The organism is Geoalkalibacter subterraneus, from assembly GCF_000827125.1.
In the GTDB taxonomy this organism is placed as follows: Bacteria; Desulfobacterota; Desulfuromonadia; order Desulfuromonadales; family Geoalkalibacteraceae; genus Geoalkalibacter_A; species Geoalkalibacter_A subterraneus.
Genome location: NZ_CP010311.1, coordinates 547,999 through 566,892, shown reverse-complemented (window position 1 = coordinate 566,892; position 18,894 = coordinate 547,999). Strand labels below are relative to the sequence as shown.

Below are 18,894 nucleotides of genomic sequence, written 5' to 3'. Positions count from 1 at the left end.
AAAGCATCGAACAGACGAAGACTCCAACCCGGCCGAATCAATAGCGCACCACTTCGAAGCGCAGGTCCCGGTGGCTGAAGATCGCACCGGCCGGCGTAATCTCCTCCAGCAGCAGATCGTCCTGCAGCAGCTGCCCTTCGCGCAGCATCCGGCCGTTGATGCGCACCATACGCTGGGTGGGTTCAGCCGTGTAATAATGCAGCGAGAATGAGAAGGCAGGCAGACCGGAACGAATCGAAGACGGCAGATCCCGCAGAGCGAGCACGCCCCCAGGTTCTTCAGCTTCATCGAACTCTGCCGGTGCTTCATCCAAAAAGGTCTCGGCGGGAGTCGCCGGCGGGACAACCGGCTCCGCAAGTGGTTCGGTTGGCTCGACGTTCAGTTCCGCAGGCCCGGTATCCTCAGCGGCTGCAGGTACGGAAATCTCTGCGGAACGTGTGTCCGATTTTTCCCGGTCGGCAACGATCAATGTCCGGCCTACCGTCTCCTGCGGGACGACAGGAACGGCAGGCGGTGTTTCAGCAACCGGAAGCGAACCGGCTGCAGGCGGCGAGACAACGTCTGCAGAGGTTTGCGGTTTTACAGTACCCGAGTGAGGGGGGGCAACGACCGGTTCAGGCTCTTTCGCAACCTCCGCTTCAGTCGGCGCAGGGGATTGGGGCGGCATGGAGGGTCTGGACGCCCACCACAGCCATATCGCGCCATTGAGCACGAGCACAAACACGACGATCCCGAGGATCAACAATCCCCGCCGGGAGGAGCGAGGCTGTGCGACAAAATGCTCGGTACTCAGATCGGGGGCCTGCCCTTGCGGCCTTTTCTTATCTGATTTTCGCAGCGCATCAAGAATAAACGACATGGTGTTCAGTGTCCCTCCACCTTGAGCCGCGGCTCTGATCCGCCCAGTGCGGAATTGAGTTGAATCAGGGTCTTGCTGCCGATAATCCCGTCAGGGTCAAGCCCGCGTGACAGCTGAAAACGCTTGACGCTGCGCTCCAACCGGTCATTATAGCGAGTGCCCCCCTCCAGAACAGGTGCCTGCCCTTCTGCCGCGGAGAGCCCTGCATCAAGCCAGGAGACGAACGGATCCTCATCTCCGGGGCGCAGATTGCCGCGGTAGCCGGGCGGTGGTCGCCAGAACAGAGTGAATTCTCCAAGCCAGCGCCGCTCCAATGCCGGCAGCCCCACCTTGACGGGTTCCCCCGCCACATCCACAACGGCCCAATTCTCACCCAGTTCGACCAGCGCTGCGTAGAAAGTTTCGCCATCATCGCCATAAAGAGTCAGAACCGCCGGACGATCCAGTCGCGCCAGGGCATGCAGGGTGCCGCGATCGCGCAAGCAGCTGAGGCCGTGCAGCGCGGCCGTTTCACAAGCCCTGCTCTCGTCGACCGATACGCCGGGCAGGCCCCAGGCGGCAAACAACCGTTCAAAAGCTTCAAGATCACCACGAACTTCAGGAACGACCAGAGGAGAGAATCCGGCCTGTTTCTGGGCCTGATGCCTCTCATCAACAGGTTTTTTCTCCGGTTCAGGAGCATCCCGGTTCTCAACGGAAGCGACAGAGCTGGAAGGTTCTGCGACCCACCAGGATTTTAAAAAATAAACCCCCGCGCCTGCGATGGCCACAAACAGCAACGCGAAGACAGTCGCCCGAACGGCACGCTTTCCGGCCTGGCGAACTTCCCCTCCGAAAATTTCACGTGCCGCCTGCGAAAGGATTCCGCGATCGACCCGGGATCGTTCCCGGGCATAGACCCCCAGCAGCGCCCGGTCGCATAACAGGTTCACCAGGCGGGGAATTCCCCCGCTCAAGCGATGCAGACGCCGCAGAATCGGCGGCGGAAAGAGATCAAGGCCGCCGCGGGGCAGCCCCGCCACCCGCAGGCGGTGATGCACGTAGCCAACCATTTCGTCATAGGTCAGTGGGGTCAAATGATAGCGGGCGCTGATACGCTGCGCCAGCTGACGCAGCCGGGGCTGCTCGAGCATTTCCAGAAATTCAGGCTGCCCCAACAAGATAATCTGCAGCAGCTTGCGCTGGTTGGTTTCCAGGTTGGTGAGCAGGCGCAGCTGTTCCAGAACATCGAAATCGAGATTCTGCGCTTCGTCAATAATCAGCACCGTCTGTCGACCGGCGGCATGGTTCTCAAGCAGGCGGGCATTGATGCGGTCGATAAAAACCTTGTTGCTCTGATTGCCGTCCGGATAGCTGATCTGCAGTTCGTCGCACAGGGTGGCCAGCAGTTCGCTGGTAGTGACGCGGGGATTCAGAATAAAGGCGGATTCGCAATCCTCGGGGAGCTGCTCCAGCAGGCAGCGGCACACCGTGGTTTTGCCGGTTCCGACCTCGCCGGTCAGCAGCACGAACGCACCTTCGCCGCGAATCCCGTAAACCAGATGAGCCAGCGCCTCGCGATGACGTTCGCTCATGAACAGGTAGCGGGGATCGGGGGCGATGGAGAAAGGAGCCTCTTTGAGGCCGAAATAATCGAGATACATACCGCTCACAGGTTAAAAGGTCCAGTAATTTGAGCGTTATGTTAGGTGAGCAGGAGAAATAAAGTCAAGCTGAGGATACCGTCCTCGGCAAGTCTTTAAATGCCAAATGCCCGGTTTCTCAACCGGCCAGTTAAAACACAGAGGGTGTCATGAAAAGAAGAAATCAGGGCAAAAGCGGAACTGCCAGTACCGGGCGCTTGGCCCGGTGCAGCACTTTTTCCGCGACGCTTCCAAGAAAAGTGTAATGCAGCCGACCTTTACCGTGGGTTCCCATGACAATCAGGTCAGCGTCGAGTTCGCGCGCCAGGGTGAGAATCGTCCCCACCGCCTGCCCGTGCCGCACATGAATTTCGGTGACCCGGGCGAGATCTTCGGGATGATCCTTCAATTCGTCTTCGGCAAACTGCTTCAACCGCTGCTGAATCAGTCTGCGCACCTCATCCTTGTGTCCCAGCTCCATATCGGCGAGCTGGTCCGGCCCGATCACGGTCGAGACATAGTTCATCACCGCCGACTCCACTTCCGGAAGGACATGCAGAATGTGAATGACTCCCTCATGTGAGCGGGCCAGGCTCACTGCGTGCCGGAAAGCATGGGCGGCGTTGTCCGACAGGTCGGTGGCATAGACGATGGTGCGGTATCGAGGAATCATGACGCGCCTCCCGACGGCTCAGGCGCTGTGCGGTGTATTGCCGCCGCGCAGCTCCTGCAGAGCCATGACTCCCAGGTAGAGAGCCAGCCCCACGAGATAACTCAGATAATGGTTGTCGATGCCGACATAATGAGCGAAAAATCCCGGACGAAACATTATGGCCGCCACCCCGAGCAGCAGCAACAGTTCATACCAGCGCAAACGGATCAGGAACCAGCCCTGGGTCGCCGCGGCGAAGGCAAATGCGCCGATACAGGTCATAAAGAAGATATAGATGGCCAGCGGAAAGCTGTCGATCCCGATCAGCAGCATGTCGGTGTTGAAGATGAACATGAACGGCAGCACCGCGGTGCGGATATCGTACATGAAACCCTGAATGCCGGTCGGGATGGGGTCGGATCGGGCAATAGCACTTGCCGCATAGGCCGCAAGGCCCACCGGCGGCGTATCGTCGGCCAGAATCCCGAAATAGAAGACGAACAGATGGGCGGCGATCAGCGGCACGACAAAGCCCTGCCCGTGGGCGATGGTGACCAGCGCCGGGGCCGTCAGCGAGGCCATGACAATATAATTGGCCGTGGTCGGAAGCCCCATGCCGAGAATCAGGCTGGCGAGAGCGGTAATCACCAGCATCAGGAAGATATTGCCCTGACTCAGGGTGTCGATGATGTTGGTGATCAGTCCGCCGAGCCCCATGGTCACCACCCCGACGATGATCCCCGCAGCAGCAGTGGCTACCGCCACGCTCACCATGTTGCGCGCACCGGCGATCATGCCGTTGACAATATCGAAGAAGCCCTGCCGCCAGGCCTCGCCCATGTCGCCGCCCCAGATGCGCGCCTTGATGGGATGCTGAAACACCATGATCACCGCCAGCACGAGGATTGCGCGGTAGGCCGCCAGATCGGGAGAGTGGCGCGGGATGATCAACTCGTACAGCAGCAGAAAAATCGGCACCAGGTAGTGCAGGCCGTTGCGCAGCACCTGAAAGAACTGCGGCAGGTCGACCTTGCTCAGCCCCTTCATGCCGAGCTTGGACGCTTCGAGGTGGGTGATATAGAAAAGCGCGAAATAGGAAGCGAAAGCCGGAACGGCCGCCGCCTTGATGACCTCGATATACGCCACGTTGACATACTCGGCGATAATGAAGGCCGCAGCGCCCATGATCGGCGGCATCAACTGGCCGTTGGTGGAGACCGCCACTTCGATGGCCGCCGCCTTCTTGGGTGGGTAGCCGACCTTTTTCATCAGCGGGATGGTAAACGTTCCGGTCGTCACCACATTGGCAATGGAGGAGCCGGACACCATACCTGTCATACCGCTTGCCAGCACCGCGGCCTTGGCCGGTCCCCCTTTAAAACGCCCCAGAAGCGACATCGACAGATCGATGAAAAACTTACCCGCTCCCGCCTTGTCGAGCATGGAACCGAGCAGCACGAAGAGAAAGACAATGCGGGCCGAAACCCCGATGGGAATCCCGAAGATCCCCTCGGTGGTCAGGGCGATCTGACTGATGTAGCGATCGAGGCTTACCCCCTTGAATGCCAGAAAATCCGGCATATAGGGACCGAAAAACGCATAGCAGGTGAATACGATGGCAATTACTGGCAGAGCGGGGCCGATCACCCGGCGCGCCGCCTCGAGTAGGGTCAGCACCAGGAAAATACCAACGGCCAGGTCGCGCGTATTGGGGCGCCCGACACGGTTGGCGATCCCCTCGTAATCAAGAACGATATAGAGCGCGGCACCGGCTGCCAGCAGAGCGATGATCAGATCGGGCCAGGGGATGGTGTGCTTTTCCCCCAGCCAGCGCAGACCTGGAATGGTCACATCGCGCTTGAGTGTAGGGTAGGACAGAAAGACAATGGCCAGGCCAAAGGCGAGGTGAATGGAACGGATATAGGTCGAATCGAGCAACAACCAGCTGGATAGTGAGAGCTGAAAAAGCGACCAGCACAGTGCAATCACCGGCACTGTATAACGCATCGGCCCCTGCGGGCGGCGCAGTCCGAGCTCTTCCTCTTCCTTGAGCCGCTGAGCGGCCGCAAGGCCCTCATCCGAGACGGTCTTATCCTGATGCACCATGTACTGCCCCCTGCCGTCGAAGAAGGTACCCAGTATCGATTGGGTGCTGAAAAACCGCTGTAGACCTTATTCGATCAGGCCTACCTCCCGAAAGTATTTTTCAGCGCCCGGATGCAGCGGCGCGGAAAGGCCCTGGAGCATGTTCTCCTGCGTCAGGCCGGCCAGAGCCGGATGCAGGGTCGTGAGATTGTCCAGATTTTCAAAGACTTCGCGGGTCAGCAGATAAATCAGATCTTCCGGCACATCGGTTGAGGTGCAGATGGTCGCTTTGACACCGTAGGTGGGAACCGGCGCTTCATTGGCAACGCCGGGGTAGGGTTCAACCGGAATATCGGCAGGCGCATAGAAAGGCAGCTTTTCGACCAGGTCGCGCACATAGCGCTCACTCACCGGCACGAATTTAACCTTGCGGGTACCGGCGGCCGCCTCCTTAATGGAGCCGTTGGGGTGGCCCACCGTATAAAAGTAGGCATCGATGCGGCCGTCCTGAAGCATTCCGGCGGCTTCGGCCGGCTTGATCCCCTCAGCCCTGAGATCGGTATCGGGATTGATACCCGCCACAGCAAACAGGTCGAGGGCATTGACGCGTTGGCCGGTGCCGGGGGCGCCGATGTTGACGATCTTGCCTTTGAGATCCTCAACGCTATCAATCCCGGCGTCAGCAGCAGCCAGGATAGTCACGGCCTCCGGATGCAGGGCAAACATGGCGCGAAGCTTCTGTTGCGGGCGCCCTTCCCATTCGCCAAGACCCTTGAAGGCCTGGTACTGAAGGTCGGACTGAACCACGCCGAGTTCAATGTCGCCGTTCATCAATGCATTGACATTGAACACCGAACCGCCGGTGGATTCCACCGTAGTACGCACGTTGTACTGATCGCGCTTCTGGTTGACCAGCTTGCTGATGGCACCGCCGACAGGATAATACACACCGGTGACGCCACCGGTGCCGATGGTCACAAACCTTGTCGGACCAGATGCGCCCTCACCTTTCTGATCCGATTCGGATTGGCATCCCGGCAGAAAAAACAACACCAGAACAAAGACGAGCAAGCGTTTCATAGGGTTCTCCTTCGTGTTCGGCTTGATCGTGCCGGCAAGGGGGGCACAATCATCTCTCAGGGAAGAAGCATTCAAGTAATGGATTTCATAAAGCTACCAGCCCCCCGCCTGCTGTCAAGCGCAGCTCAGAAGGAGTTGATACGCCGGATAAACGCCTTGAGCAATCCGAAATTGCGCTGACTGAAAGCAAAGCTCAAGCGCGGCAGGTGAAACAGGTCGGGTTCGTCCTGCTCTTCGGGGAACGCCGCGCCAAGTTGCAGATGTCCGCCGGGCTGAATAATTTCACCGAACTCCTCGCCCAGCGTCCTGACATCGTCTTCACTCAGATTCCGGTTGAGGCGGATCACCAGCGTATTGCCGATAAAACGGCTGGAGTGGTAAATCCGGTAGAAGTCATCGATCACCTGCACGGCCTCCTCGGGATCGGAGGTGATGGTGAACAGGGAGAAATCCTCGCCCGAAATCATCCCCTTGGCATAAAGGGTCTTCTTCACGAATTCGAACCAGGGCCCCCAATAGTCGCCGGCGTCACCATCGATGAGCACCAGCGGCACGGGCGGATTCTTACCGGTCTGAATCAGCGTCAGGGTCTCCATCGCCTCATCCAGGGTGCCGAATCCCCCCGGAAAAAGGGCCACTGCATTGGCCTCCTTGAGGAAAGCCACCTTGCGGTTGAAAAAATACTTGTAGGTCAGAACCTTGTCGTCCTTGGACATGACCGGGTTGGTTTCCTGCTCGAAGGGCAGGCGGATATTGACAGCAAAGCTGTTTTCCGCCCCGGCGCCTTCGTTTCCGGCATGCATGATTCCCCCCCCGCCGCCGGTAATGACCATGTAGTTGCGCTCGACCAGCATGCGGGAGAATTTGACGCACTTCTGGTAAATGGGTTCTTCGGGCGCGGTGCGGGCAGAACCGAAAATGGTCACTTTGCGTCGATTGCGGTAGGGGCGAAAAACTTTGCTGGTATAGCGCATCTCTTTCATGGTGGTGCGCATCAGCTTGAGGTCTGCGGGGTAATCAATTTCATGGCCGGCCTTGAGAGCGCTGAGAATCATTTCGCGGATAAGAGCCGGATTGTGCACGCCCACCTGGTCCATGAGCTGCCGGATCAGTTCATCGACCGGACCGTTGTCGCGATTAAAGGAAATGTCCATGGAGTGAAGCCTCCTTCGGGATCAGATACCGGCATCCGCCGGGGAAATATCAAGACGCTGCAGAGATGAGCCGCCGTCAAGACGCGCCCGGGCCAGCAGAAAGCCACGCATGCCGGCGCCCGCATAGCGCTGCGCGAACTCGTCATAGAGGTGGCGCAGGGAGCGCTCGGCGGCATAAAAGGCTGCGCGCGCATCCGAACTCATGTTTTCTTCGATGGAATCACAGGCAAAGGTGACACAGTTGAAGGGACGAGTCCCGGGGGAGAGACGGCAGCCTTCGGCCGCCAGCATGGGGCAGGTAGCCGAGAAGTCGGGAGATGGCGGATCGCTATTGCGGGAGATGAAAAACAACAGGTTGACCAGGGTCACGTGATGCTTGCCGTGGCCGCAGCAGAGCCCCCCGCACTTTCGACAATGTTCCTCGCCCTCCCCCTCGACGAAAAGCCGATGCAATCCCTGCTGCAAACGCTCGACAGCATCGAGGCGTGTGACAATCCAGCTTTTCTCTTCATCCGCCAGACACGCCCAGTCGGACCGCAGCGCGGCAAGCCCGGACTCCCACAGCTGCGCATCACGCGTATGAACATCGACAGGATTCAATAAAAACACCCTTCCGCCAGGGATCGGCGGCGCAAAATAATACAATGGCCGAAGAAGCCCGTAAGCCGGGTTCTGTTCCCCGTACCGGTTACCCGGGGCGAGGCGGTGATCATTCATCTAGGACCGCCGTTGCCGACGGCCTCAAGCGACCAGACCCGGGAGCTTCGGACGGGCCGCCCTCAAACGCTCCCCTATTCGGTCTTGCTCCCGATGGGGTTTACCGAGCTGCCGGTGTCACCACCGGCACTGGTGAGCTCTTACCTCACCCTTTCACCCTTACCTGCTTCGGCACAGGGCCAAAGCGGGCGGTTTGCTTTCTGTGGCACTTTCCCTGGGGTCACCCCCGGTTCCCGTTAGGAACCATCGCGCCCTGCGGAGCCCGGACTTTCCTCCCCCCATCATGCCTTCAGGCAGGACGGGCGGCGATCACCTGTGCTTCTTCGGCCATTGCAAAATCAATCAGGCTTGTCCCGGCGTTTCCGGATCCAGGTAAATGATGCGGTTGCAGTGGGGGCAAGTCAGCACTTCATCGTTGCGGAACAGTTCATTGAACGACTGGGGAGGAAGCTGCATGTTGCAGCCCAGACAGGCGCCGTCACGTGCCTCGACCACGGCGAGTCCTGCGCGCCGGTCCACCAGCATCTGATAGCGCTTGCCCAGCATTCTGGGCAGGCGATCAAACAGCGCCTTGCGTTCATCCTCCCTCGAAGACAACGCCGTGTCAATCTGCCGCAACTGCTCGTCGATATCACCCTTGCGCTCGGAGACCTTCGCTTCCTGGGCAGCCAGCTCTTCGTCCTTCTCCTGCTTTTCCTGCGCCAGGCGATTGATCTCATCATCCTTGCCGGCAATGCGCTGCTCAAGGTCGCGAACGTTTTTCTTGGCGGTATCGACCTCTTTGAGAACAGCGACATACTCTTTCTGAGTCTTGATGGCCGGTAGCCGCTCCTCCGCCTTGACGACGTTTTCACGCTCCTGTCCCAGCTCCCGCGCAAGTTCGCGGCGCTCATTTTCAAGGGCATCCAGCGCATCCCCGAGTTCCGTCACCACGGCGCGGACCTGCTCGCCCTCGCGCTCCAGCTCAGCCAGCTCTTTTTCGAGTTCCTGGCGTTGCTGCCTGGCTTCGTAGGAATGCGTATCGATTCGCTGAAGATCCCTGAGCACCTTTAACTGTTGCTGAACGTCCGATCCTTCCATTCCGATCCTTCCCGTTGCTTGGGTTTAAAGCGCCCGCAGCCGCGGACACCGTTCTGAGTCCTCAAATAAAAAAAGGGGAGCTACACGAACCGAAACGGTTCACTCTCCCCCTGTGCTTCCAAAATGTCGATATTCCATCCCTGGTTGTCGGCCTCGTCACGCAGCACTTGTGCCAGACGCGCCACCATGACACGTTCGCTGGCGAAATGGCCGGCATCCACCAGGCAGAGATCTTTCTCCTGGGACTGGCGCGCTTCATGATATTTGATGTCTCCGGTGACCAGCACATCAGCGCCCTGGCGCACGGCTTCACCGATCAGCGAAGCTCCGCTCCCCCCACACACGGCGACTCTGGAAACGGCGCGGTCTGCAGCCCCAACCACTCGAACCTTTTCAGTTCCCAGTCCCTGAGCGACCTGCCGGGCGAATGCGTCAAGGGGAAGCGCTTCAGAAAGTCGCCCGATCCTGCCCAGCCCCACATCGCGTCTGCGATTACGCAGGGGAATCAGGTCATAAGCGGGCTCCTCATAGGGATGCGCTTTGAGCATCTTCTGCAGCACCCGTATCAGATATTCGCGCGGCACAACGGTTTCAAGGCGCAGCTCCGAAACCGTTTCACGCCGGCCAATCTGCCCGATGAAGGGATTGGCGGCGGCGCCGGGGCGGAACGTCCCCGTGCCTTCCGCACGAAAAGAGCACTGGTCATACTCACCGATATTGCCCGCTCCTGCCTGAAAAATCGCATCCGAGACCTGCTCTTCATGGCCGCTCGGCACGAAAACCACCAGCTTGAACAGCTCATCGTCGTCCCCCGGCTGCAACACGGCGACATCCTGCAGCTCAAGGGCCTGGGCCAGCCAGTCGTTGAGGCCGCCTCGAGCCCGGTCGAGATTGGTGTGGGCGCAGAAAATCGCTGTCCCGGCCTGAGCCGCCCGCAGCAGCCTCCGCCCCGTCCCTTCACTTGCAACCACGCCCTGCAGCGGACGGAAAATCAACGGGTGATGGCTGACAATCAGCGTTGCTTCACGGGCAATGGCTTCCTCAATGACGCAATCTTCCGGATCGAGGGCCACCAGCAGGCGGCGCACCTCCATCGCAGGGTCGCCGAGCTGCAGGCCGACATTGTCCCAGGATTCCGCCAAAGCAGGCGGGGCAAACCTGTTCATGAAGCCGACAACATCTTGAACTCTTGGAAATTTCGGTTTTTTTGCCATATTTTGCGTTCGTGAAAAAAAAAGAGTGCAACTTTAGTCTTGCGGTTGCACTCTCGGCAAGCCAAAGCTTGCGGTTATGTTTTCATGAGGCGTATTGATCTCATTCACTGTCCGGTGGTGGGCCCACCAGGATTCGAACCTGGGACGAACCGGTTATGAGCCGGTGGCTCTACCAAACTGAGCTATAGGCCCTTTTTAAAGACTCAGCCTTTTAGATTATGACTCCAGGTTTTTCATGTCAAGATTTTTTCTGGATTTTTCAATACTCCACAAAGCTCTTGAGACGCTTGGAGCGGCTCGGGTGGCGCAGCTTGCGCAGCGCCTTGGCCTCGATCTGGCGGATCCGCTCACGGGTGACGTTGAAATCCTGCCCCACTTCCTCGAGTGTATGATCTGATTTTTCGCCGATGCCGAATCGCATGCGCAGCACCTTTTCCTCGCGCGGCGTCAGGGTCGAAAGTACCCGGGCAGTCTGGTCTGAAAGGTTGCCCTTGATAACCGCCTCCACCGGAGAAACGACGGCCTTGTCCTCGATGAAATCGCCGAGGGAGGAATCCTCCTCCTCGCCGATGGGTGTCTCGAGACTGATAGGCTCCTTGGCAATTTTGAGAACGCGGCGCACTTTCTCCAGCGGCAGATCCATGCGCTCGGCAATCTCCTCCGGCGTCGGTTCGCGCCCCATCTCCTGGACCAGCTGGCGGCTGGTGCGGATCAGCTTGTTGATCGTTTCGATCATGTGCACCGGGATGCGGATGGTGCGGGCCTGGTCTGCAATGGCGCGCGTGATCGCCTGCCGGATCCACCAGGTGGCGTAGGTGGAGAACTTGTAGCCACGCTGATATTCAAACTTGTCCACCGCCTTCATCAGGCCGATATTGCCTTCCTGGATCAGATCGAGGAACTGCAGTCCGCGATTGGTGTACTTTTTGGCAATGGACACCACCAGCCGCAGGTTGGCTTCCACCAGTTCGCTCTTGGCCATCTTGGCGCGGAATTCACCTTTCTGGACATCTTTGAGGGCTTCGAGCAGTTCCTCGGGCATGAAACCCGATTCCTCCTCCACCTTCTGGAATTTGCGCAACGCGGCTTTGAGACGCTTTTCCACCGACAGCAGAGTACCGATGTCGACACCGATTTCGGCGGCAACGGCACGAGCGTTTTCATCACTTTCGCGCATGCGCAGAAGAAGCTTCTCCAGTTCTTCACGCGGCCGCCCCAATTCACGCTCGCAGGTATTGACCTCGGCCATCCCCTTTTTCACCTGGGATGCCAGCTGCTTGAGACGATCGACGATCTTGCCGACCTGATGGTCCTTAAGGCGGATCTGCTTGAGCAGTTCGACCACGTCGGCCTTGAGTCGGCTGGCTCGCGCCTCGAGTTCTTCGCGCTCCTGCGCCGAGGGGTCCCCGGCCAACTCTTCGCGGATCTCCATGAAGGTATCATCGAGAGCGCGGATACGATCAATGATTTCCAGGATGCGGTCGCGTTGCTTTTCCTCCTGCTCGCTACCCTCTTCCTCCTCGTACTCCTTGGTGATCTCAGCGACGCCGATAGTGCCCTTCTCGAGCCGCTCGCCCAGGGAAATCACGTCTTTGAAGGCGATGGGAGTGCGCAGGATCACGCGGGTCACCAGCGCTTCACCTTCTTCGATGCGCTTGGCGATTTCGACTTCGCCTTCGCGGGTCAGCAAACTGACCTGTCCCATTTCGCGCAAGTACATCCGCACCGGGTCACTGGTCCGGCCAAGTTCGGCTTCGAGATCGGGTTCGCTTTCTTCGCTGCTCCCCTCGCTCTCTTCCTCTTCGTCTTCGAGGCCACGATCCTTGGGCAGAGCAATCTTCTGCTCCGAATCGACAATCTCGATGTCAAGCTCACCGAACATGCTCATGACATCATCGATCTGCTCGGACGACACCATGTCGGCCGGCAGCAGGTCATTGACTTCGTCGTAAGTCAGAAACCCCTTTTCGCGACCGAGGTCGATCAACTGCTGTACTTCATCGATTTTGGTTTTTTTGGACATTCCGACCAATCTCCCCTTGCGCTCTTTGATCCTTGATCCGTGAGAGTTGAGATAAGGGCAGAGCCCCTTTTATGTTCTCACGCACCAAAGTAGATGTAGAACCTGTCGTTGATATCTTGAAACCAATAACAGTTTCGAATTGATTCCGAACTGCATGGTTTGAAAACGGCATTGCGAGTTGCCCTCCGATTGCGGGACAACTCAAGCCCTCCTTTATACAGTGTAATCCATTTATTCGATTTTGCCGCTGTTCCCCCGTCGCAATTCACGCAATTCAAGAGTCAAACGGGCAAGCGCTTCGTTATCCCCTTTTTTTTCAGCGTCATGGATGCGCTGCATCAGCTCGGTCCGTTGACGCTTCTGGCCGCCGCGCTGCACCCCCGCCCGGCATTCGGCGAACAGGGCATCGAGATCCTCGCCGAACACTTCATGGGCAGGCAGGCGGATATCTTCCAGCAGACGGGCCTCATCAGCATCGAGCTTTTCGACCAGCTCCGCACGCGAAACAGGTCCGGGAGACGCGGCAAAATCGAGGATTTTTCGCGCCACCTGCCGAGTCGACGGTTCAACCAGCAGGTTTTCAATCCCTTCTTCGCGCGCCCTGCGCCGGACCTCGTCAGACTCCAGCAGATAGCGCAACAGTGCCTGGGGCGCTGCCGCCCCCCGGGTGCGCCCCGAACCGGCCGGCGACGAAGACCGTTCAGAATTCGGTCGCGAAAAACGCGGCGGCGCGAATGCCGGCGGCGGTACTGACGGACGCGTTGGTTCAGACCTTGCCTCCAGCGGCCGCGCTTCTTTGTGCGCCCCTGCACGCCCTGCCATCTGCTTGAGCAATTGCAACTCAACACCCGTCTTCTGCGCCAGTGCCTGGATATAGAGATCCCGTTCAATTTCGCTCGGGATCGACCCAAGCTGGGCCACCACATCTTCCGCCGCCCGGGCACGCCCCTGAACACTGTCGCCGCGAACGGCCAGCCGTTCGTCAATGAAGAGGTCAAACACCGGCCGCGCCGCGTCGATGCGAGAGCGAAACGCCCTGACCCCCTCGCGGACCAGCAGCGAATCGGGGTCGTCGCCTTCCGGCAGGACAGCCGAAACCACCGTCAATCCCTCGGGCAGCAGCGCCTCCATGGCCCGAAACGTCGCCTTGCGACCGGCATCGTCCTGGTCAAAAAGCAGAACGACTCGGGTCGCAAACCGCTTCAGCAATCGAGCGTGTTCAGCGGTCAGTGCCGTGCCGCAGGTCGCCACGGCCTGGGTCAGACCGACCCGATGCAGGGCCAGGACATCGAAGTAGCCTTCCACCACGATCGCTTCGTCGGCGCGGCGCATCGCTTCGCGGGCCTGATGATAGCCGTAGAGCACCGCGCTTTTGTGATAGACCGGCGACTCCGGCGAATTGATGTATTTGGGCAGCGACTGATCGAGAACCCGTGCGCCAAAAGCAGCCACGTCCCCACGCGCGGAATGAATGGGAAAGATCAGCCGCTGCCGGAAAAGATCGTAATCGCCGCGCCCCTGCTTGCCCGGCCGGATCAGGCCGAGCTGACGTACCAGCTCGACATCGAAGCCTTTCTGTGCCAGATGCGAGGTGAGCGCCTCCCACCCCGGCGGGGCATAGCCGAGCAGAAAACGCTCGGCTGTTTCACGACCGTATCCGCGTCGTTTGAGATATTCCCGCGCCGGCCGTCCGCGACTGTCTTCGTCATTCATCAGGATGCCGTGGTAGAACTCAGCTGCAACCTGGTTGATGCGCAGCAACTGCTCATTGCGGCGGCGCGCGAGATCCTGCTCCGGGGTCAGAGCTTCTTCGGTAATCTCTATTCCGTAGCGCTCCGCAAGACGACGAACCGCTTCGGGAAAAGACAACCCCTCGATACGCTGGACGAAGGAGATGACATCGCCGCCGACACCGCAGCCGAAGCAGTGATAGATGCGGCGCGGCGGATTGACATTGAAGGACGGCGTCTTTTCCGCATGGAAAGGGCACAGCCCCTGCCAGTTGGCGCCGCTGCGCTTGAGGGTCACATAGGAGGACACCACCTCCTGTATATCGGCCCGTTCAAGCACTTCGCGGATTTTATCCTCCGGAATATATCCGCTCATGACTCCCGTAATTGCACCACCGTGACCTTGTCGCCCCCCTGGGCCAGGTCGGCATCGTGGAAAGCCTTTACCGCCCGGCTGGTTGCCAGATATTCCCGCACTGCACGACGCAGGATCCCTTCCCCGGCGCCATGGATCACCTCGACCTCGCGCAAACCCTGCAGAACGGCATCGTCAATAAAGCGCTCAAGGCGCGACAGGGCTTCATCAACCCGCTCACCCACCAGTTTGAGACGCGGCTGCACCGTTTCGCGCTGCACGCGGCTGCGAACGCCTGCGACCCCTTTCTGCTTTCGCGCAAAACGCGACGGCTGATAGGCCTCGAGTTCGGCGAGGGACAGACGCATTTTTTTGCCATGCAGCAGCAGTTCCACCTGTTCGCCGTTGACTCGCGCCACTTCGGCCTCGGCGCCTAACGCCGGTACGCGGACCAGCTCGCCGATCCGCACCTGGCGCGGTGCACGCCCGCGCGGCACAGCCGGGGCCGCCGATCGCGCCACATCCTCCCGCACCTGGCGGACTTCCCGCGTAACCCGTGCGGCATCGGCAGGACTTCCGGACAGCGACTCAGCCTCCTTGAGAAGCTGCCGTACCCGTGCTTCGGCACGCCGCACCACATCCTCGCCACGGCGGGCGGCCTTGTCGAGAATTGCCTGGCGCCGCTCTTCGATCTCGTCAAGCAGGCGCTTGCGCTTTTCACGTTCCTGCCGGGCACGATCCTTCAGAAGGCGGGCCTCCTCCAGATCGTGCTCAAGATGCCGCGAACGCCGGTTGAGTTCTTCGAGAACCTCCATCCCCTCGCGCTCACCTTCGCCAAGGTACTGCTCGGCCCGGTTCAGCACCTCATCGGGAAAGCCGAGCGTGCGGGCGATGGTAAAGGCATTGCTCGCGCCGGGCACGCCGTAGTGCAGCCGGTAGGTGGGCCGCAGCGTGGTTCGATCGAATTCCACCGCGGCGTTTTCAACCCCCTCGTTGAGCACGGCATAGCCCTTGACCAGGTTGAGATAGGTCGTCGCCACCGTTTTCGCACCCTTGCGGCGCAAAGCGTCGAGCACGGCCATGGCCAGCGCCCCGCCTTCGGCCGGATCGGTGCCGGTCCCCAACTCGTCAAGCAGCACCAGCGACCGATCACCTGCCTGCTGCAGAATGGTGCGCAGACGCGCCAGATGACCGGAAAAAGTCGAAAGATTGCGCTCGATGCTCTGCTCGTCACCGATATCGGCGAAAACCGGCTCGAACAGATAAATGCGGCTGTCCGGATGACAGGGCACCGGTAGTCCACAGCGCACCATCAGGCACAGCAGGCCGAGGGTTTTGAGCGCCACCGTCTTGCCGCCCGTATTGGGACCGCTGATGATCAGACTGTCGGCATCGCGCCCGAGCAGCAGATCGATCGGCACCGCCGGTTCATCGCGATCCGACCCGTCCGCCGTCATCAGCAGCAGCGGGTGCCGTGCCTGGCGCAGGCTGATTTCAGCCCCCGTGCACAGCGTCGGGGCCACCGCGTCGGTGCGCTGAGAAAAACGCGCAACAGCCGCACGCAGGTCCAGCAGTGCCAGCAGCTCCTGGTTGGCCAGCAGAAGACCGCGTTCCAGGCGGACTTCGTCGGAGAGCCGTTTCAGAATCCGCTCTTCCTCGCGTTTTTCCTCACGCAGCAGTCTCTGCAAATGATTGTTGTCGGCCAGCGTCGAGGCCGGCTCCACATACAGCGTCTGGCCGCTGGCGGATTCATCATGGACAAACCCCTTGACCCGACCTTTATGATCGACTTTGACGGGGAGCACATACCGCCCGCCGCGCTCGGTGATGAGGTGCTCCTGAAACACCCCCGCGTAACGCTCATCGTTGAGCATATTCTCCAGGGTGCGCCGCAGGCGCTCCCGGGCCGTTCGGATCTGACGGCGCAGATCGCCGAGAGCGAAAGAAGCCCCGTCCAGGATCTCGCCGCGCTCGCCGATGCTGGTTCGCAGGGCATCTCGCAGCCCCGCCGGCATCTGCAGTCCGCGCGACAGTTCGAACAGACGTGGCGCGACCTGCTCCGCGGAGAAATAGCGGCGACAGTCGGCCGTCGCATCCAGGCTGAACAAGACCGCCAGCAAATCCTCCGGCGCCAGAAACGCGCCCTCCAGATCCAGCTCCCGCAAAAGAGGCCGCAGGTCGGCAGTGCCACCCAAAGGCGGGCGCCCGCGATCCTCCGACAGCCGACACATTTCAGCGGTCTGCGCCAGAGCCTGGGCCACGGCCTCCCGCCCTGGCAGGGGGTGGAGCGAACGCGCCAGTTCGGCTCCCGGAGCCGTGACCGTCATTCCTGCCAGCAGGTCGCGTATTTTCCCGAATTCAAGAATCCGAGCTGTTGCTTCATCCATCCAGTAAAAAACCGCTCAGTGAATCGATGTCCACCTCAATTGTGCTCCACATAATCGTGCCCGGCCTGAAACATGGCGGCCCCCAGTTTGATAAAGGGAGACGAGAGGCGCGACCCGCGGTAGCCGTCCTTCAGAAAGTCCGGCAGCGGCCCGAGGCTCAGAGCGAACAGAATCAGCGCCAGCAGCACCGCTCCCTGGGCCAGGCCGAACAAACCGCCGAAAACGCGATTGAAGCCGCCGAGAAAGATCAACCGGACAAACCTCGACAGGACAAAGCCGAGCACTGCGAACACCACAAGAGACAGCAAGAATAGCGCCAGAAAGGCAGCCACCACCGCAATCTGCGACGGCACTCCCAGCGTATCGAGCAGCCACTGCGCCAGGGGCGCGTAATAAGCAAAGGCAGCCAGCCCCCCCACCACCAATCCGGCCAGGGCACAGATCTCCTTGACCAGGCCGCGGGTCAGCCCCTTGATCATAAATGCCGCCAGGATGACGAGAATGGCGATATCGACGAAATTCACACGCGCTCCTTCTGCCGGTGCCCAATCAGCGGCTCAGACGTTGCTTGACCTTTTCGCTCACCAGGCGGCCGTCAGCACGGCCGGTGGTACGGGGAACGACAATCTTCATCACCTTCCCCATATCCCGCGGCGATTCGGCACCGGTCTGCGCGACCGCCTCTTCGATAATGGCTTCGATCTGCGCCTCGTCGAGCTGCTGCGGCAGAAATTCCTGGATCACCTCCAACTCCCGCTCTTCCTTCTCCGCCAGATCGGTTCGGCCGCTGTCGCGAAAAGCGTCGATGGAATCGCGCCGCTGCTTGGCAAGCGTGGACAGCACGCCGATTACGGCCTGATCGTCCAGGGCGCCTTTCTCCTCGATTTCGCGGTTCTGAATGGCCGAGCGGATCATGCGGATCGTTCCCAGCCGCAGGCTGTCCCTGGCCTTCATCGCCTCTTTCATAGCGGCATTCAACTGCTCGGTCAGACTCATCGGTCAAATCCTTCCTGAAAAGATTAAGGGTGAAAGGCCGAAAACGGAAAAGGGGGCGACCGCCGCAGCGACACCCCAAGGGCCATTCTTGCCATGCCTGTTTGCGGGCCGCGGAAGACCACAGCTCGCTATTTAGTGCGGCTCTGTTTCTCCTCGATCCCCGACATGCCGAAGCGGCGGCGCAGCTCGTCATAGATGCGCTCCGGCGGGATATCATAGTAACCAAGCAGGACCAGGGTGTGGAAGAACAGGTCGGCAGTCTCATACACCACCTGGTCCTTATCGCCGCCCTTGCCCGCGACTGCCGTCTCCGTCGCTTCCTCGCCGATCTTGCCGAGAATCTTGTCGAGCCCCTTGCCAAACAGAGACGCCACATAGGACTTCTCCGACGGGTTGCGGCGGCGTTCCTGGATGACGTGGTAGACCGCATTGAGAATATCCTCGCGGGCATAGGCCTGCATGGGGTCGGCGGCCTTTTCTCCCTCGGTCAGCGCCGCATCGTCCTGCCAGCGACGATAGAAACAGGAGCGGTGACCGGTGTGACAGGCCGCGCCCTGCTGTTCAACGTCGATCAAGAGGCAGTCCTCGTCACAATCAAAACGAATCTCACGCACCGTCTGCACATGCCCGGAAGTTTCACCCTTCATCCAAAGCTTGCGGCGGGAGCGCGAAAAGTAATGAACCTTACCGGTTTTCAGCGTTTTTTCAACCGCCTCGGCGTTCATATAGGCCATCATCAGCACTTCGCCGTTATCCGCATCACGAGTGATGGCGGGGATCAGGCCGTTGTCGTCGAATTTCAACTGCTCAATCAGTGACATTTGATAAACCTTTCACGCCTCACGCCTCACGCCTCACGCCTCACGCCTCACGCCTCACGCCTCACGCCTCACGCCTCACGCCTCACGCCTCACGCCTCACGCCTCACGCCTCACGCCTC

The 18,894-nt window shown here is 59.9% G+C and carries 15 protein-coding genes, 1 tRNA gene and 1 other RNA gene; all 17 read right to left on the bottom strand.

Going from position 1 to position 18,894, the window contains the following annotated elements:
- Positions 1-37: 37 nt before the first annotated feature.
- Positions 38-859 (bottom strand): general secretion pathway protein GspB, encoded by an 822-nt coding sequence (locus GSUB_RS02625; protein ID WP_040199066.1) that lies wholly within the window; start codon positions 857-859, stop codon positions 38-40.
- A 5-nt stretch (positions 860-864) separates the two neighbouring features.
- The gene (locus tag GSUB_RS02620; protein WP_040199065.1) at positions 865-2,502 is read right to left on the bottom strand and encodes an ExeA family protein; all 1,638 of its coding nucleotides are present in this window, start codon (positions 2,500-2,502) and stop codon (positions 865-867) included.
- A gap of 163 nt (positions 2,503-2,665) precedes the next feature.
- The gene (locus tag GSUB_RS02615; RefSeq protein WP_040199064.1) at positions 2,666-3,154 is read right to left on the bottom strand and encodes a universal stress protein; all 489 of its coding nucleotides are present in this window, start codon (positions 3,152-3,154) and stop codon (positions 2,666-2,668) included.
- 18 nt (positions 3,155-3,172) lie between these two features.
- Positions 3,173-5,239, bottom strand: coding sequence for a TRAP transporter permease (locus GSUB_RS02610; RefSeq protein WP_040199063.1), 2,067 nt, complete (start codon positions 5,237-5,239; stop codon positions 3,173-3,175).
- A 66-nt stretch (positions 5,240-5,305) separates the two neighbouring features.
- Positions 5,306-6,298 (bottom strand): TAXI family TRAP transporter solute-binding subunit, encoded by a 993-nt coding sequence (locus GSUB_RS02605; protein WP_040199062.1) that lies wholly within the window; start codon positions 6,296-6,298, stop codon positions 5,306-5,308.
- Between the two features lie 125 nt (positions 6,299-6,423).
- A complete protein-coding gene (locus GSUB_RS02600; protein WP_040199061.1) occupies positions 6,424-7,452 on the bottom strand; it encodes an LOG family protein in 1,029 nt (342 codons plus the stop codon).
- Positions 7,453-7,473: 21 nt separating this feature from the next.
- Positions 7,474-8,052 carry a hypothetical protein gene (locus GSUB_RS17825; RefSeq protein ID WP_084211690.1) on the bottom strand — a complete coding sequence of 193 codons (579 nt, stop codon included), beginning with the start codon at positions 8,050-8,052 and terminating at the stop codon, positions 7,474-7,476.
- A gap of 45 nt (positions 8,053-8,097) precedes the next feature.
- Positions 8,098-8,495: RNase P RNA component class A (gene rnpB / locus GSUB_RS18325), an RNA gene on the bottom strand.
- A 16-nt stretch (positions 8,496-8,511) separates the two neighbouring features.
- Positions 8,512-9,249: a zinc ribbon domain-containing protein gene (locus tag GSUB_RS02590; RefSeq protein WP_040199060.1), complete on the bottom strand. Its 738-nt coding sequence runs from the start codon at positions 9,247-9,249 to the stop codon at positions 8,512-8,514.
- Positions 9,250-9,329: 80 nt separating this feature from the next.
- A complete protein-coding gene (locus GSUB_RS02585) occupies positions 9,330-10,463 on the bottom strand; it encodes a Nif3-like dinuclear metal center hexameric protein (RefSeq protein WP_040199059.1) in 1,134 nt (377 codons plus the stop codon).
- 115 nt (positions 10,464-10,578) lie between these two features.
- Positions 10,579-10,655 (bottom strand) — tRNA-Ile (locus tag GSUB_RS02580).
- 67 nt (positions 10,656-10,722) lie between these two features.
- Complete coding sequence (gene rpoD / locus GSUB_RS02575) at positions 10,723-12,486, bottom strand: RNA polymerase sigma factor RpoD (RefSeq protein ID WP_040199058.1); 1,764 nt, start codon at positions 12,484-12,486, stop codon at positions 10,723-10,725.
- Positions 12,487-12,717: 231 nt separating this feature from the next.
- Complete coding sequence (dnaG, locus tag GSUB_RS02570; protein ID WP_052464418.1) at positions 12,718-14,592, bottom strand: DNA primase; 1,875 nt, start codon at positions 14,590-14,592, stop codon at positions 12,718-12,720.
- Positions 14,589-16,958: an endonuclease MutS2 gene (locus GSUB_RS02565; RefSeq protein WP_040199057.1), complete on the bottom strand. Its 2,370-nt coding sequence runs from the start codon at positions 16,956-16,958 to the stop codon at positions 14,589-14,591. The genes dnaG and GSUB_RS02565 overlap by 4 nt, the downstream gene beginning before the upstream one ends.
- Before the next feature lie 35 nt (positions 16,959-16,993).
- Positions 16,994-17,482 (bottom strand): CvpA family protein, encoded by a 489-nt coding sequence (locus tag GSUB_RS02560; RefSeq protein WP_040199056.1) that lies wholly within the window; start codon positions 17,480-17,482, stop codon positions 16,994-16,996.
- A gap of 25 nt (positions 17,483-17,507) precedes the next feature.
- The gene (locus GSUB_RS02555) at positions 17,508-17,954 is read right to left on the bottom strand and encodes a GatB/YqeY domain-containing protein (RefSeq protein ID WP_040199055.1); all 447 of its coding nucleotides are present in this window, start codon (positions 17,952-17,954) and stop codon (positions 17,508-17,510) included.
- 128 nt (positions 17,955-18,082) lie between these two features.
- Complete coding sequence (hisIE, locus tag GSUB_RS02550) at positions 18,083-18,775, bottom strand: bifunctional phosphoribosyl-AMP cyclohydrolase/phosphoribosyl-ATP diphosphatase HisIE (protein WP_040199054.1); 693 nt, start codon at positions 18,773-18,775, stop codon at positions 18,083-18,085.
- Positions 18,776-18,894: the final 119 nt, after the last annotated feature.

Bases quoted from the DNA above. Each gene is read 5' to 3' on its own strand.
- rpoD (WP_040199058.1), bottom strand. From the start codon at position 12,486: ATGTCCAAAAAAACCAAAATCGATGAAGTACAGCAGTTGATCGACCTC.
- GSUB_RS02620 (WP_040199065.1), bottom strand. From the start codon at position 2,502: ATGTATCTCGATTATTTCGGCCTCAAAGAGGCTCCTTTCTCCATCGCC.
- GSUB_RS02585 (WP_040199059.1), bottom strand. From the start codon at position 10,463: ATGGCAAAAAAACCGAAATTTCCAAGAGTTCAAGATGTTGTCGGCTTC.
- dnaG (WP_052464418.1), bottom strand. From the start codon at position 14,592: ATGAGCGGATATATTCCGGAGGATAAAATCCGCGAAGTGCTTGAACGG.
- GSUB_RS02600 (WP_040199061.1), bottom strand. From the start codon at position 7,452: ATGGACATTTCCTTTAATCGCGACAACGGTCCGGTCGATGAACTGATC.
- GSUB_RS02555 (WP_040199055.1), bottom strand. From the start codon at position 17,954: ATGAGTCTGACCGAGCAGTTGAATGCCGCTATGAAAGAGGCGATGAAG.
- GSUB_RS02610 (WP_040199063.1), bottom strand. From the start codon at position 5,239: ATGGTGCATCAGGATAAGACCGTCTCGGATGAGGGCCTTGCGGCCGCT.
- hisIE (WP_040199054.1), bottom strand. From the start codon at position 18,775: ATGTCACTGATTGAGCAGTTGAAATTCGACGACAACGGCCTGATCCCC.
- GSUB_RS02605 (WP_040199062.1), bottom strand. From the start codon at position 6,298: ATGAAACGCTTGCTCGTCTTTGTTCTGGTGTTGTTTTTTCTGCCGGGA.
- GSUB_RS02615 (WP_040199064.1), bottom strand. From the start codon at position 3,154: ATGATTCCTCGATACCGCACCATCGTCTATGCCACCGACCTGTCGGAC.
- GSUB_RS02565 (WP_040199057.1), bottom strand. From the start codon at position 16,958: ATGGATGAAGCAACAGCTCGGATTCTTGAATTCGGGAAAATACGCGAC.
- GSUB_RS02625 (WP_040199066.1), bottom strand. From the start codon at position 859: ATGTCGTTTATTCTTGATGCGCTGCGAAAATCAGATAAGAAAAGGCCG.
- GSUB_RS02590 (WP_040199060.1), bottom strand. From the start codon at position 9,249: ATGGAAGGATCGGACGTTCAGCAACAGTTAAAGGTGCTCAGGGATCTT.